Source organism: Streptomyces sp. P13-3-3 (assembly GCF_050571355.1).
GTDB classification, from domain to species: Bacteria; Actinomycetota; Actinomycetes; order Streptomycetales; family Streptomycetaceae; genus Streptomyces; species Streptomyces althioticus.
Genome location: NZ_CP192228.1, coordinates 562,591 through 577,377 on the forward strand (window position 1 = coordinate 562,591; position 14,787 = coordinate 577,377).

The following is a 14,787-nucleotide window of genomic DNA, read 5'->3' on the forward strand; positions in this document are numbered from 1 at the left end:
CGAGCAACTACGCCAGTTTGCCTTCTCCTGACGCATGAGTCAGCCTCGCGAGACACCGATCACACGGGGAGCGGCGGGCCGCCACGGACTCCACACATGTGCGACCTCATCCGTCCAGATCCACCCGTACCGTGAGCAGTTCGGCCCCGATCGCGCGGACGGCGGCGCTGTTGAGGCGGGGGAGCGAGCGCAGCCGGGCCACGGGGTCGTCGTCGGGCATCAGGTGGGCTGTGCCGGTGTGCCAGCGGCCCCGGACGCGCACCCGCACCCGGGGGTCCGCCTTGATGTTCCGCACGTACTGCGAGCGTTCGCCGAACTCCGACACCAGCCAGAAGGTGTCACCGTCGCGCCGTCCGCCCACCGGTGTGGTGCGGGGCAGGCCCGACACGCGGCCGGTGGTCTCCAGCAGGGTCTGGAACGGCATTCGGCGCAGCAGGGGGTTCCCGACGCGGCGCTGGAAGGCCGTGGCGACGCGGTACTTGCGTTCGGCGCGAGAAGTCATCGTGGCGCCGAGCCTACCGGCGGCCGAGGAAGACGGGGTTGGTGAAAGCGGCCAAGCTTCCGGGCAGCGGCGGGACGGCGGCCTCGTGCCGCACCTCCGCGCGCACGTACGCGGCGTACGCCGGGGTGGTCCGCCACTCCACGGCACCTTCCCCGCCCGCCGGCAGCGGCGCGGAGGTGTGCAGCACGCCCTGGTCGGTGACGAGCCGGATGAGCAGTGAACTGCCGTGGCAGGGAAGGGAATCGGCGGGTTTCGGGGCGGGTGCGTGGGGCCGGGCCGGACGTAATGCCGACCGGTCGGTATGGACAGGAGGGGAGCGGCCGGGTATGCATGGGGCGTCGTCCGCGTACGAAAGGCAGCCCATGCGCATCGCCGTCACTATCTTCCTCACCGACGAGACGATCACCCCGGTCCGGCTGGCCCGGGAACTGGAACAGCGGGGCTTCGCCGGGCTCTACCTGCCGGAGCACACGCACATCCCCGTCGAGCGCACCACCCCCTACCCGGCGGGCGGCGAGCTGCCCCGCCAGTACGGCCGCACCCTCGACCCCTTCGTCGCGCTCGGCCAGGCCGCGGCCGTCACCGACCGGCTCGGGCTCGGGACCGGCATCACGCTCGCCGCGCAGCACGACCCGATCGACCTGGCCAAGCAGATCGCGACCCTCGACCACCTCTCCGCCGGCCGGTTCACGCTGGGGCTCGGCTTCGGGTGGAACGTGGAGGAGGCCGCCGACCACGGCGTGGAGTGGCGCACCCGGCGGGCCCTGGTCCGCGACCGGATGGGCCTCATGCGCGCCCTGTGGGCCGACGAACCGACCGCCTACGACGGCGAGTTCGCGAGCGTCCGGGCGAGCACCGCGTACCCCAAGCCGGTGCAGAAGCCGCGCGGCCCGGTGAGCGGGCCGCGCACCCTCGTCGGCGGTGCGGCCGGACCGAAGCTGTTCGCCGACATCTGCGCCTACGCCGACGGCTGGCTGCCGATCGGCGGGCGCGGGCTGACCGAGGCGCTGCCCGCGCTGCGCGCCGCCTGGGCCGACGCCGGCCGCGACCCGGCCGCCCTCCAGGTCGTGCCGTACGCGGTCCGTCCCAGCACGGGAAAGCTGGCGCACTTCGCCGAGCTGGGCGTCGAGGAGGTCGTGGCACAGCTGCCGCCGGAGGGGGAGACGGAGGTACTCCGTGCGCTGGACGCGCTCCAGTCGTTCGTGGACGGGCAGGGCTCCTGATCACGCCGAACGTATGCTCAAAGAATGACGACTTCCGCGACGTCCGGAACCGGCGGCCCGACCGAGAACAGCCTGCGCCGCGCGCTCAGGCGCGCCCGCGACGGCGTCTCCCTGGACGTGTCCGAGGCCGCGGTCCTGCTCCAGGCCCGCGGTGAGCATCTGACGGACCTCTCCGCCTCGGCCGCCCGGGTCCGCGACGCGGGCCTGGACGCGGCGGGGCGGCCCGGCGTCATCACGTACTCCAAGAGCGTGTTCGTCCCGCTGACGCGGCTGTGCCGGGACAAGTGCCACTACTGCACGTTCGTCACCGTGCCCGGCAAGCTGCGCCGGGCCGGGCACGGGATGTTCATGTCGCCGGACGAGGTGCTGGACATCGCCCGCAAGGGCGCCGCGCTCGGCTGCAAGGAAGCGCTCATCACCCTCGGCGACAAGCCAGAAGAACGCTGGTCCGAAGCCCGCGAATGGCTCGACGCGCACGGCTACGACGACACGATCGCCTACGTCCGCGCCATCTCGATCCGCATCCTGGAGGAGACCGGTCTCCTCCCGCACCTCAACCCGGGCGTCCTGTCCTGGACGGACTTCCAGCGTCTGAAGCCGGTCGCGCCGTCGATGGGCATGATGCTGGAAACCACCGCGACCCGCCTGTGGTCCGAGCCCGGCGGGCCCCACCACGGCTCCCCCGACAAGGAGCCGGCGGTGCGGCTGCGGGTCCTGGAGGACGCCGGCCGCTCCTCCGTCCCCTTCACCTCGGGCATCCTCATCGGCATCGGGGAGACGTACGAGGAGCGCGCGGAGTCGTTGTTCGCGCTGCGGAAGGTGGCCCGCGCCCACCACGGCATCCAGGAACTGATCATCCAGAACTTCCGCGCCAAGCCGGACACCGCGATGCGCGGCATGCCGGACGCGGAGCTGGACGAGCTGGTCGCCACGGTCGCCGTCGCCCGCCTGGTCCTCGGCCCCACCGCCTGCCTCCAGGCCCCTCCGAACCTGGTCGACTCCGAGTACGGGCGGCTCATCGCGGCCGGCATCGACGACTGGGGAGGCGTCTCCCCGCTCACCATCGACCACGTCAACCCCGAGCGGCCCTGGCCGCAGATCGAGGAACTCGCCGAGCAGTCCCGCGCGGCCGGCTTCGACCTGCGGGAACGCCTCTGCGTCTACCCGGAGTTCGTGCGGCGCGGCGAGCCCTGGCTGGACCCGCGGCTGCGCCCGCACGTCGCCGCGCTCGCCGACCCGGAGACGGGGCTGGCCCTCCCGGACGCGCTGCCCCAGGGGCTGCCGTGGCAGGAGCCCGACGAGGCGTTCACCGCCACCGGCCGCACCGACCTGCACCGCACCATCGACACCGAGGGCCGCACCGGCGACCGCCGTGAGGACTTCGACGAGGTGTACGGCGACTGGGACGCGCTGCGCGAGGCCGCCGCGCCCGGCATGGTCCCCGAGCGGATCGACACCGACGTGCGCGAGGCGCTGCGGACGGCCGCGGACGACCCGACGAAACTGACGGACGCGGAGGCGCTGGCCCTGCTGCACGCCGACGGGCCCGCCCTGGACGCGCTGTGCCGGGTTGCGGACGACGTGCGGAAGTCCGCGGTCGGCGACGACGTGACGTACATCGTCACCCGCAACATCAACTTCACCAACGTCTGTTACACCGGCTGCCGCTTCTGCGCCTTCGCCCAGCGCCGCACGGACGCCGACGCCTACACGCTCTCGCTGGAGCAGGTCGCGGACCGTGCCGCCCAGGCGTGGGACGTCGGCGCGGTGGAGGTGTGCATGCAGGGCGGCATCCACCCCGACCTGCCCGGCACCGCCTACTTCGACATCGCGCGGGCCGTGAAGGAACGCGTCCCCGGCATGCACGTCCACGCCTTCTCCCCGATGGAGGTGGTGAACGGCGCGACCCGCACCGGCCTGTCCGTCCGCGAGTGGCTGACCGCCGCCAAGGAAGCGGGCCTGGACACCATCCCGGGTACGGCGGCGGAGATCCTCGACGACGAGGTCCGCTGGATCCTCACCAAGGGCAAGCTCCCGGCGGCCACCTGGATCGAGGTCGTCGAGACGGCCCACGAGCTGGGCATCCGCTCCTCGTCCACGATGATGTACGGCCACGTCGACCAGCCCCGCCACTGGCTCGGCCACCTCCGTACCCTGGCCGGCATCCAGCAGCGCACCGGCGGCTTCACCGAGTTCGTGACGCTGCCCTTCGTGCACACCAACGCCCCCGTCTACCTGGCCGGCATCGCCCGCCCGGGCCCGACGGTCCGCGACAACCGCGCGGTGACGGCGATGGCCCGCCTGCTGCTCCACCCCTGGATCCCCAACATCCAGACGAGCTGGGTCAAACTGGGCGCGGAGGGCGCGGCGGAGATGCTGCGCTCCGGCGCGAACGACCTCGGCGGGACGCTGATGGAGGAGACCATCTCCCGCATGGCGGGCTCCTCCTACGGCTCCTACAAGTCGGTCAAGGACCTCGTCGAGGTCGCGGAGGCGGCGGGCCGCCCGGCGAAGCCGCGCACGACCCTGTACGGCGAGGTCCCCGAGGAGCGGAGGCACGCGGCGGAGGCCTCGGACGGCCATCTGCCGGAGCTGCTCCCGGTGCTCGACTGACTCCGGGACCGTTGCCGGCTGGCAGTAGGATGATCCGACCCGCTTTCGGTAGCTGAGGAGTGCGTACCGGTGTCTGCCCGTCTTCCTTCGTGGGCCTGGGTGACCGGGCTGACCACGGGGGCGATAGCCGTGGTGGCGGTCCTGGGCGTCCAGGCGGACCAGGGCACCAAGCCCGTCGCCGCGACCACTCCGCCGAAGGCCACGGCGACGGCGGACCCCAAGCCGTCCGCCGCCCCGTCGAAGAAGCCGACGGCACCGGCCGTCCCGGCCGACTCCGGCACCGGCCGCCGCATCGTCTACTCCCTCGGCCAGAAGCGCGTCTGGCTGGTCGACGCGAGCGACGCCGCCCGCAGCTCCTTCCCGGTGTGGCCCGGCACGGTCTCCCCGGACCCCGGCTCCTACGCGATCGGCACCCGCAACGAGGCCACCACCGGCAGCGACGGCGTCCCGGTGGAGCACATCATGTACTTCGCCCAGAAGTCCGGCGTCTTCGTCGCCTTCTCCAACGCGGTCGACGGCTCCTCACCCCCACCTGCCGACCCGGGCGCCCAGACAGGCGGCATCCGCGTCGCCAAACAGGACGGCAAGGCCCTGTGGGCCTTCGGTACGGCGGGGACGACGGTGTACGTGGTGCAGTGACCGACCGTCGTGCCGGTCACACCGTGCGTCGCGCCTCGTCCACGAGGTGACGCACTCGGCCACCCGACGTGACCTCGTACCCCTGCTGCGGAAGGTCCCGGCCGCCGAGGTTCCCCGTGAGAGCCGGCCCCGCAGGCGGTGCTGACGGTCCGTGTCCCGGTGGGACGCCAGGTCCTTGCGCAGGGCCTCGAAGCAGCGGCGCGTGTTGCCGGGCGCCTCCGAGCCGAGTTCACCCCACCCCTTCGCGGCCTCGTTCGTCGCGAAGGGCAGACGCCATGCGCCGTCCACCGGCGGGGGCGCGACGTCGCCGCCGCGCTTGGGGCTCACGGAGCCGTCACCTCGCCGTGGTCGGGGTCCGCCAGAACGCGGGCGGTCGCGCGCCATTCGGGCAGTATGGCCCGCTCGCCCGCGTCGCTGCGGACGAGGGCGCCGAGAAGCCGGGCGGTGATGTCCGCCGTCTCCTCGCGCTGCTGGTCATGGCGCGCCGTCGTGAGGTATAGATCCTCGCCGTCCCGGCGCGTGACGTGCACGCGGTGGGTCTGGTCGAGAGTTTCGGCGACACGCTTCGAGTTCTTCGAGCTGAACCCGACCTACGCCTGGGCGCGCGAGCGGCGCGATGCGGTCGTACGGGACCGTGAAGGGTGAAAACAGGCGACTCCCGGCCGCTCGGGTCACACTCCGTATAGCGAGCCGCATGGCGAGCGGGAAGGCGATCCGGCCTCGCGGCCCACCGTCCCCGTTCGATTACAGTGCTGGGCGTCGTACGTACGGACGGTCCCGGGGAGGTCTTGGTGGCTGGTACTGCCGGGCCCGTGTGGGGGCGCCGTGAGCAGCAGGACTTCCGCAGCCGGGTGCGCGGAACGCTGCTGGGGGTGGCCGTCGGGGACGCGCTGGGCGCGCCCGTGGACGCCCTGGACCTCGACACGATCCGCCGGACCCACGGCGCGGACGGCCTGACCGACCTCGCCCCCGCCTTCGGCCGGCGCGGCGCGGTCACCCACCACACCCAGCTCACCCTCTTCACCGTGGACGGCCTGATCCGCGCCCAGGTGCGGCGCGACACCGGCGCCTGGCACCCGCCGACCGATCTGCACCGGGCGTATCTGCGCTGGGCCACCACGCAGCGGGACTGGGGCCCGGACGAGCGGCGCAAGGAGGACGGCTGGCTGGCCAGGGAGGAGTGGCTGTACGCCCGCCGCGACCCGGCCCGCACGCTGCTCCTCGGCCTGGGCGACGCGACGATGGGCACGCTGGACGCGCCCAAGAACCCCGGCGAGGCCGGCCCGGAGGCGGCGGCCCGCTCGGCGCCGTTCGGGCTGCTCGTCGGCTGGGACCCGCAGCTGGTGGCGCAGCTCGCGGTGGAGTGCGCGGCGCAGACCCACGGCCACCCGGTCGGCTACCTCGCGGCGGGCGCGTACGCGGTCCTGGTGCACGCGCTCGCCCGGGGCGACAGCCTGGACACGGCGGTGCAGCGCACGCTCGCCCTGCTGGCCGCGCGGCCCGGCCACCAGCCGGTGACGGACGCCCTCCAGCGCGCGCTGGGCGCCGTACGGCAGGGGATGCCCGGCGCGGAACGGGTCACGGAACTGATCGGCGACGCCACCGCCGAGGGCCTGTTGTCCGCCGCCGTGTACTGCGCGCTCGTGGGGGAGGACGTACGGCGGGGTCTGTGCCTCGCCGTGAACCACGCCGGCCCCAGCGCGGCGGCCGGCGCGCTGACGGGCGGCCTGCTGGGCGCCCTGCACGGCGAGACGGCCCTCCCGCCGGCCTGGCTGGCCGAACTGGAGGGCCGCCCCACGGTCCTGGAACTGGCCGACGACTTCGCGATGGAAATGACCCAGGGCCCCGCCCTCCACACCCCGGCCACCTCCTCCCCGGCCTGGCTGACCCGCTACCCCAGAGGCGCGTGAGAGCAACACCCCCAGGGGCGCGGGGAACTGCGCAAAGGGGGGTCCGGGGGGCGAAGCCCCCCGAAGGTCGGGATGGGAAGGGGCGGAGGGGGCGAAGAAACCCTCAGTCCTTCACCGGCACCCCGGCCTCCCCCGCGGGCACGGGAAGAGCAACACCCTCCCCGCCCCCGTCGGAGTTCACCCGCTCGATGACCGCAACCCTCTCCTCCGTGTCCTCAGGCCTCACGAACCCGACAACGACATACAGCACCAGCGACACGGCCAACGGAATGGACACCTGGTACTCCAACGGCACCCCACCCTCCACGGCCCATTGGATCGGGTAGTTCACCAGCCAGAACGCCACCAGCCCCATCCCCCAGCTGACCAGCGCCGCCGTAGGCCCGGACCGCCGGAACGGCCGCAGCAGCCCCAGCATCATCGGAATGGCGATCGGCCCCATCAGCCCGGCCACCCACTTGATCACCACGGTGATGATGTCCTTGAACGTCGGCGAGTCGACCTGCGTGGCCACGGCCATGGACAGCCCCAGGAACACCACCGTGGTGACCCGCGCCGCGACCAGACCCGACCGCTCCCCCCACGCCCGCGCCCGGGCGGACAGCACCGGCGCCACGTCCCGCGTGAACACGGCCGCGATCGCGTTGGCGTCCGAGGAGCACATGGCCATCGTGTGGGAGAAGAACCCGACGACGACCAGCCCCAGCAGCCCGTGCGGCAGCAACTGCTCGGTCATCAGGGCGTAGGAGTCGGACCCGTCCGCCTTCTGCGACTCGACCAGCAGCGGGGACATCCACATCGGGAAGAACAGCACCAGCGGCCACACCAGCCACAGCACCGCCGACAGCCGCGCGGAGCGCGCGGCCTCACGGGCGTCGCGGGTGGCCATGTACCGCTGGGCCTGGTTCAGCATCCCGCCGTTGTACTCGAACAGCTTGATGAAGAGGAACGCCAGCAGGAACACCGTGCCGTACGGCCCGACCAGCGGCTCCCCGTGCCCCTTCAGCTCCGGCTGGTCCCAGGCGCCGAGGAAGCCGCCGTGGTCGCCGAGCTCCAGCACGACCGCGACGAACATGGCGATCCCGGCGAGCAGCTGGATGACGAACTGCCCGAGTTCCGTCAGCGCGTCCGCCCACAGTCCGCCGATGGTGCAGTAGACGGCGGTGACCGCGCCGGTGATGAGGATGCCCTGGTTCAGGGAGACCCCGGTGAACACCGACAGCAGGGTGGCGATGGCCGCCCACTTCGCGCCCACGTCCACGATCTTCAGCAGCATCCCGGACCAGGCGAGCGCCTGCTGGGTGCGCAGGTCGTAGCGGTTCTTGAGGTACTCCAGCGGCGAGGCCACGTGGAGCCGGGAGCGCAGCCGGTTGATGCGCGGGGCGAACAGCCGGGAGCCGATGGCGATGCCGAGGGCGATGGGGAAGGACCAGGTGACGAACGAGGTGACGCCGTAGGTGTAGGCGATGCCGGCGTAGCCGGTGAACATCACCGCGCTGTAGCCCGACATGTGGTGGGAGATCCCGGAGAGCCACCAGGGCATCTTGCCGCCGGCGGTGAAGAAGTCGCTGACGCTGTCCACCCGCTTGTGCGACCAGACACCGATGGCGACCATCACGGCGAAGTAGCCGATGAGCACCGCCCAGTCGAGACCGTTCATGTCCCCCCTTCCAGGGTCCGCCTTGTGAACACCGCTCAGCAGGTTGGCACTTCGCCTGAGCGGGGCAGGAACACGGAAGGGTGCGAAGTGCCCGCTCATCGTGGGCGGTGTGGCGGGAGCACGACAAGAAAACGGTGAGTCAAGACCGTGCAAAAACGTTCGCCAGGCGGACTATCGTTCAGATCCCTGAACAGGTTCGCGACTTGAAGAAGCCCCGGGGAACCCTCCCCGGGGCCTGCCTCAGCGCAGCTCCTCGGGGCACGGCGTGCCCCGCTCACCCCACTTGTACGGGGCCGCCAGCCGGTACGTCCCCGCCTCGGGCGCCAGCAGCACCGTCCACTCGTCGCCGTTGGCGTCCTCCTCCGTCTCCATCAGACAGCCGTGCACGTTCTCGTACGTCTTCGGCTCGTCCTCGGGACGGTTCTCGGACTCCTCCGTCTCCTGCGGCGGGTCCAGCGCCTTGCCCTCGCCGTCGACCAGGCCCAGCCACGGCGAGTACGGCACCCGGATCAGGATCCGGCCCGGCTTCTCCACCCGCAGCGTCCACTCGCCCTGCTCGGCGCGCTCCACGACCGTGTTCGGCTCCGCCAGCGGGGTCGGCGCCTGCACCTCGAACAGCTGCCAGTTCGCGTCGCCCCAGACCTGCTTCAGATACGGCAGCCCGCCCTGCACCAGCTCCCGCTCGCGCTGGCCGCCGTCGCCGTCCGGCTCGTCCTTCGGCAGCACCACGTAGTGCACGCCCCAGCGCTTCAGCCACTCGCGGTAGTTGGCCGCGTTGAGGGTGTCGTCGTAGAAGAGCGGGTTGCGCTCCATGTCGGCCTGGCGGTTCCAGCCGCGCGCCAGGTTCACGTACGGAGCCAGCGCGGACGCCTCGCGGTGCGAGCGGGCGGGGACGACCTCCACCCGGCCCTGCTCGGCGCCGACCTCCTGCAACTCGTTCACCAGCGGCGCCAGCTCACGCGCCCAGGACGCGGCGGGCGTCGTGTTCACCACGTCGTTGACCGACTTCACGCCGATCCAGCCGTTGAAGCCGATCACGGCGACGACCAGCGCGTACCACTTACGGGACCGGGGCTCGGCGAACGGCAGCGCCGCCACCAGCACCACACCGCCGAACAGCATCGCCAGCCGTGTCATGTTCGACCCGATCTGGGAGCTGATCAGCCAGACCAGCACCACCCCGAGCCCGTACACCGCCGCCGTGATCCGGACCGTTCTCCAGTCCTTCGGCACCAACGCGTAGACCAGCACCGAGTACACGAACGGCAGCACGACCGACCCGAAGCCCATCGGCTGCGTGCCGGAGAACGGGAACAGCCACGCCGACACCGCGACCACCGCGCTCGGCGCGAGCCCCAGCGCCCAGGCACCCGGCCTGCGCTTCTGCAGGAACAGCGCCACCGCGACCAGGCCCACGAACAGGCCCGCGACCGGCGAGGCCATGGTCGCCAGGGCGGCCAGCGGGGCCGCGCACAGCGCCTTCGCCCAGCGCTTGTACCGCCACCGGTACGGCCAGCAGAAGACGACCGCGACGGCGCCGAGCGCGAACATCGTGCCGAGCCCGTACGTCACCCGGCCCGAGGCGGCGTTGCACAGCAGCGCGAACACGCCCGTCAGCGCCGCCCACAGGGGGTTGCGCACGGACCTGCTGCGCATCAGCACCAGCGTGAGCAGGCCCGCCGACACCGTGCCGGCGATCATCATCGTGGTCCGCACGCCGAGCACCGACATCAGGTACGGCGACACCACGCTGTACGACACCGGATGCATCCCGCCGTACCAGGCGAGGTTGTACGCGGAGTCGGGGTGCCGGCCCACGAACTCGGCCCACGCGTCCTGCGCGGCCAGGTCGCCGCCGCTGTTCGCGAAGGTGAAGAACCAGACGACATGCAGCAGCCCCGACAGCGCGGTGACGGACAGCACCGGGTGGCGCAGCATACGGGCGCGCACGGCGAGGACCGCGGCCTTCGCCCGGCCCGGAGGGTCACCCTGAGGGGCGCTCCCGGAGGACGGGTCGGCGGCCCCGGTGGACCGCTCGGCTCCGGATGCGGGTATTCGCGGGCCGGCCCCCGGGCCCGGGTTCGCGTCGTCGGCGCGTGTCGGCTCCGCTGTCGCCACCTGTCGGCACTCCCCGTGATCCCGTTCCTCGCCCGATTCCTGCCCGTTTCGTGACGCTAGCACGCACCCCGCGGACCGTCCGCCCGGGTGGGCGGCGGTCCGCGGGGTGCGGCCGTCGTCGATCCGCCGCCGGATCAGGCGACGCGGGTCAGCTTGTCCGTGAAGCCGGGCTCCACGAGGTCCTCCTTCAGCGAGACCGGCACCTTGACGGCGCCGTTCCTGCCGTCACCCACGGTGAGCGTGCCGACCTCCGTCCCGGCCTCGGCCGTGTGCGGCAGCTCCGTACCGGCGAACGTCAGTTTCACCTCGAGCCCGGCCCAGCCGACGGCCTTGACGTCCTCGGTGACGACGACCGGGGTCCGGCCGCCGAGCCCGTCGTCGGCGTAGCCCACGACGGTGCCCTTGCGCAGGATGGTCTCCGCCCGCAGGGCGTCCTGGCCGGCCAGGACCAGCTTGTGCCCGGCGTCCAGGGCGCCCGACAGGATCGTGTTGTCCTCGCCGCCCTCGGGCTGGCGCAGCACCGCGCCGACGATCCGGTGCACCTCGCCGTCGACGTCCTTCTTCGCCGCGAACGACAGGTTGCCGAGCGCGGAGGTGGTGGTGCCGGTCTTGATGCCGACCACGTCGTCCTTGCCGACCAGACGGTTCCAGTTGCCGTGCTTCACGCCCTTGTAGTCGGTGTACTCCATCATCGCGGCGACCTCGCGGAACGCGGGCTGCCGCATCGCTGCGCGGGCCAGCTTCACCTGGTCCACGGCCGTGCTCACGGTGGTGTTGTTCAGACCCGACGGGTCCGTGTACGTCGTGTCCGACATCCCGAGGTCCTCGGCGGCCTCGTTCATCTTCTCGACGAACGCCTCCTCCGACCCCGCGTCCCAGCGGGCCAGCAGCCGCGCCACGTTGTTCGCGGACGCGATGAGGATCGCCTCGACGGCCTCCCGCTCGCTGATCGCGTCGCCCTCGGTGACGTCGACCGTCGACTCCTGCCCGGCGTCCGACTGCTCCTCGGCTGCCTTGTCGATCTCGATCCTCGGACCGTCGGCGCCGCTCTTCAGCGGGTGGTCCCGCAGGATCACGTACGCGGTCATCACCTTGGCGACACTCGCGATCGGTACGGGCTTCTGCTCGCCGGAGGAGCCGAAGGTGCCGATGCCCTCGACGTCCAGCGCGGCCTGGCCGTTCTCGGGCCACGGGATCTGCGGCTTGCCGCCCTCGAAGGTGTAGCTGTCCTGGGCGGTCAGCACCAGCGTGGGCGTCGGCAGCGGGCGGAAGTTCTGCACGACCGCGAAGACGATCACCAGCAGGAGGACCAGCGGCGTCCAGATCTTGATCCGCCGCACGGCCGTCCGCAGCGGGGTCTGCGGGGGCGGCGGGGTGTTGGTCAGCTCGGCCAGCAGGTCCAGCGGCGGCTTCGGCGGCAACGGCTGCTGCGTCGTCCGCTCCGGACCGACCTGCGGCAGGAACGTCGTCGACTCGGCCGGGGCGGGACCACCCTGACGCGGGGTCTGCCCTATGGCGGGGTCGGGCTTCAGCGCGACGAACTTGCTGGTCCGCTCGGCCTCGGCGGCACGCGCGTCCGTGCGGGCGGCGGCGTCGCCCAGCTTGAGCATGGTGGTCGGCTGATCCACGGCCGGCGCGGAGGGGCGGGGCGCCCGGAACACGGCGGTGGGCTGATCGACGGGGGCGTCGGCGCCGGCGGCCTTGCCGGTGCCCTTGGCGCCGGTGCCACGGCTTTCGCCGCCCCCGGTGTCGGCGTCGCCGTCCTTCGTGGTGCCCTTGCCGCCGTCGGTCTTGCCGTCGCCGTCCTGGGCGTCGCTGCTCTTGTCGGCGTCGGCGTCGGCGTCGGCTTCGTCTTCGGCGTCGGTGTCGGCTTCTGCGTCGGTCCTGGCCGCGGCTGCCGTACCGGCGGCGGTCGTGCCGGTGTCCTTGCCGCCGTCGGTCTCGTCGGCGGAGCTCTCGTCGCGCCTGGCGCCGCCGGCCTCGGCGTCGCCCTCGCCCTCGTCGGTCCCGGCGTCGGCCTTGCCGGTGTCCTCGGCGTCGGCCTCTCCGTCGGCGGCGCCCGCGCGCCCACCGGCCGCGCCTTCCTCGTCGTCACCGGCGTCGCGGTCGCTCTCCGGCGCGGCAGCCGCACCGGCGGCGGCCTCGGGCGCGTCGGCCTTGTCCGAAGCCCCCTTGCCGTCACCGGCTTCGCTCTCCGCGTCCTCGCCCTCGGAGGCCGGGCCCTTGGCGTCCTTGCCCTCGGAGGGGGACCCCTCGGCGGTCGCCCCCTCAGAGGCCTTGCCCTTCGGCGCGTCCTCCTCCGGGCCGTCGCCCTGCTCGCCCTGCTCGCCCTGCTCGCCCTGCTCGCCCTGCTCGCCCTGCTCGCCCTGCTCGCCGTGCTCGCCGTGCTCGCCGTGCTCGCCGTGCTCGCCGTGCTCGCCCTGCTCGCCGTGCTCGCCGTGCTCGCCGTGCTCGCCGTGCTCGCCGTGCTCGCCGTGCTCGCCGTGCTCGCCCTGCTCGCCGTGCTCGTCGTCCTCGGTGGCGGAGGCCTCGGACGGGGCGTCGTCGGACGGGTCGGCGTCCCCGGCCGCGTCACCGGACGGGCGCGCGTCCTCGCCGGAGGCGTCCGAGGAGGCCTCCTCGGAGTCCGGCTCCGCCGACCGCACCCACGCCGCGACGGCCTCCCGCAGACGCCCGTCACCCTCCCCCGGGCCCTCGTCCCGCCCCTCGGGGGCATCGGGGGCATCGGGGGCATCGGCGTCGGCGTCCTCGGCAGTGGAAGCCGAGACCTCCCGCACCGACAGCACCCGCGTCGCCGTGTCGGCCTTCCGGCCGCTCTCGGAGCCGCCCGCCCCACGGGCGACCGCGAGGCGGGGATCCTGCTTCTCGGGAACCGGCCCGGCGCTCCCCGACGTCTGTTCTGCCGACGACTCGCGCTGCTTCGACCTGTCGGGGGACTCGCCCGCCACCGATGCCTCCTCCATGTGCCGCACGCCCCGCGTGCGCCAACCGAACCGTGAACCGCCCGCCCGTGACATCGCTCCGAAGCGCTGTCCGAACCATGTACCAGTGTCCTGTGTGCGGGCTTACCCCACGCGGTAGACGAGAACGACATACCTACTGGTTCCACTACGAACCGGTCACGCACCCTCGACAGACCAATGTGAGAGGGGTCACCCTGTCATTCATCCACGCGGGGAGGCATGGATGGGCAGGAGCCGCAGAACACTTCCGGAGGAGCTTCTGCTGCTGGCACTGGACCCGGCCACGGGTACCACTGCACAGCCGCAGTCGCTCGACCTCGGTCTGGCCGGAGCGCAGCTAGTGGAGCTGGCGCTGGCCGGACGGATAGCCCCAGACGGGGATCGTATCGCCGTGGTGGTGCCACGGCCGACTGGAGACCCAACACTGGACTGCGCACTGGAGTTGCTGCGAAGGCGTGGCGCTCCGGTGCGGGCGGTCCACTGGATCGGCGGGCCGCGTCTCGGGCTCCGCCAGACCTACCTCTCGCATCTGGAGCGGTGCGGCATGGTGCACGCCGTGGCCGGCCAGATGTGCGGGGTCTTGCCGACGACCCGGTACCAGGCGACGGACACCGAGATCAGCCGGGAGATCAGGGCCCGGCTGGACTCAGCGATCCGCACCGGCGTACCGCCGGACCCGCGGACCGCGGCGCTCGCCGCGCTGGCGCACGCGGTGGGCCTCGGCAAGCACCTGTACCCGGGGAACGAGGGCAGGTCCTCGCGCTCCCGGTTGCGGGACCTGATCCGGCACGACCCCATGGGCGGACTCGTCGCGCACGCGGTGATGGACGTCCAGAACGGCGCCGCGGCCCAGCCGCGCCGCAGCTCCGCACCGGCGGGCCGGCAGGCCCCCGGCGGCAGGGGCGCACCGGAGCCCGCCCGCGGCGTTCCGGCGCAACCACGCCGCGGATCCATGGCACGCGCCGCCGCCCACTGAGCCGCACGTCCCCCGGGCTCGGCAGGGCGCACCGTCGGATCCACGGCACCGCAGACCCGGTCACGGGAGCCGCTGTCCGAGCGGGGCGGAGAGAACACACGGGCTCTCTCCGCCCCGCTCGGCGTGCCCGAGGGCACGCCGAAGCGCGGCCGCACGGCCGTGAACTGGCGTGTACCCGTCGTA

10 protein-coding genes and 1 pseudogene are annotated in these 14,787 nt (G+C 72.7%); 5 read left to right on the forward strand and 6 right to left on the reverse strand.

Annotation, left to right across the window (positions count from 1 at the left end):
• Positions 1–106: 106 nt before the first annotated feature.
• Together ACQZOG_RS02700 and ACQZOG_RS02705 are read right to left on the reverse strand one after the other, a co-directional pair.
• Complete coding sequence (locus tag ACQZOG_RS02700) at positions 107–502, reverse strand: nitroreductase/quinone reductase family protein (protein ID WP_048457457.1); 396 nt, start codon at positions 500–502, stop codon at positions 107–109.
• Between the two features lie 13 nt (positions 503–515).
• Positions 516–713, reverse strand: a pseudogene (locus ACQZOG_RS02705) (CehA/McbA family metallohydrolase); the annotation flags it as partial.
• A 151-nt stretch (positions 714–864) separates the two neighbouring features.
• Between ACQZOG_RS02705 and ACQZOG_RS02710 the strand changes: the two are divergent.
• From ACQZOG_RS02710 to ACQZOG_RS02720, 3 genes are all read left to right on the forward strand, one after another.
• The gene (locus ACQZOG_RS02710; RefSeq protein ID WP_430741238.1) at positions 865–1,725 is read left to right on the forward strand and encodes an LLM class F420-dependent oxidoreductase; all 861 of its coding nucleotides are present in this window, start codon (positions 865–867) and stop codon (positions 1,723–1,725) included.
• A gap of 24 nt (positions 1,726–1,749) precedes the next feature.
• Positions 1,750–4,338 carry a bifunctional FO biosynthesis protein CofGH gene (locus tag ACQZOG_RS02715; RefSeq protein WP_430741239.1) on the forward strand — a complete coding sequence of 863 codons (2,589 nt, stop codon included), beginning with the start codon at positions 1,750–1,752 and terminating at the stop codon, positions 4,336–4,338.
• A 69-nt stretch (positions 4,339–4,407) separates the two neighbouring features.
• Positions 4,408–4,977 (forward strand): L,D-transpeptidase, encoded by a 570-nt coding sequence (locus ACQZOG_RS02720; protein WP_193454988.1) that lies wholly within the window; start codon positions 4,408–4,410, stop codon positions 4,975–4,977.
• 323 nt (positions 4,978–5,300) lie between these two features.
• On the opposite strand, the gene ACQZOG_RS02725 is transcribed toward ACQZOG_RS02720, so the two are convergent.
• Positions 5,301–5,507, reverse strand: coding sequence for a hypothetical protein (locus tag ACQZOG_RS02725; protein ID WP_230228372.1), 207 nt, complete (start codon positions 5,505–5,507; stop codon positions 5,301–5,303).
• A gap of 261 nt (positions 5,508–5,768) precedes the next feature.
• Here ACQZOG_RS02725 and ACQZOG_RS02730 point away from each other — a divergent pair, with 261 nt between their 5' ends.
• Positions 5,769–6,887: an ADP-ribosylglycohydrolase family protein gene (locus ACQZOG_RS02730; protein WP_033276561.1), complete on the forward strand. Its 1,119-nt coding sequence runs from the start codon at positions 5,769–5,771 to the stop codon at positions 6,885–6,887.
• 103 nt (positions 6,888–6,990) lie between these two features.
• Here ACQZOG_RS02730 and ACQZOG_RS02735 read toward each other — a convergent pair whose 3' ends face one another.
• The 3 genes from ACQZOG_RS02735 to ACQZOG_RS02745 form a co-directional block, all read right to left on the reverse strand.
• Positions 6,991–8,547, reverse strand: coding sequence for a sodium:solute symporter family protein (locus ACQZOG_RS02735; RefSeq protein ID WP_430741240.1), 1,557 nt, complete (start codon positions 8,545–8,547; stop codon positions 6,991–6,993).
• A gap of 240 nt (positions 8,548–8,787) precedes the next feature.
• Positions 8,788–10,665, reverse strand: coding sequence for an MFS transporter (locus ACQZOG_RS02740; RefSeq protein WP_163092089.1), 1,878 nt, complete (start codon positions 10,663–10,665; stop codon positions 8,788–8,790).
• Positions 10,666–10,799: 134 nt separating this feature from the next.
• Positions 10,800–13,613, reverse strand: a complete 2,814-nt coding sequence (locus tag ACQZOG_RS02745; RefSeq protein ID WP_430741241.1) for a D-alanyl-D-alanine carboxypeptidase — start codon at positions 13,611–13,613, stop codon at positions 10,800–10,802.
• A 238-nt stretch (positions 13,614–13,851) separates the two neighbouring features.
• Here ACQZOG_RS02745 and ACQZOG_RS02750 point away from each other — a divergent pair, with 238 nt between their 5' ends.
• On the forward strand, positions 13,852–14,604 hold the full coding sequence (locus ACQZOG_RS02750; protein WP_033276564.1) for a GOLPH3/VPS74 family protein: 753 nt from the start codon (positions 13,852–13,854) through the stop codon (positions 14,602–14,604).
• Positions 14,605–14,787: the final 183 nt, after the last annotated feature.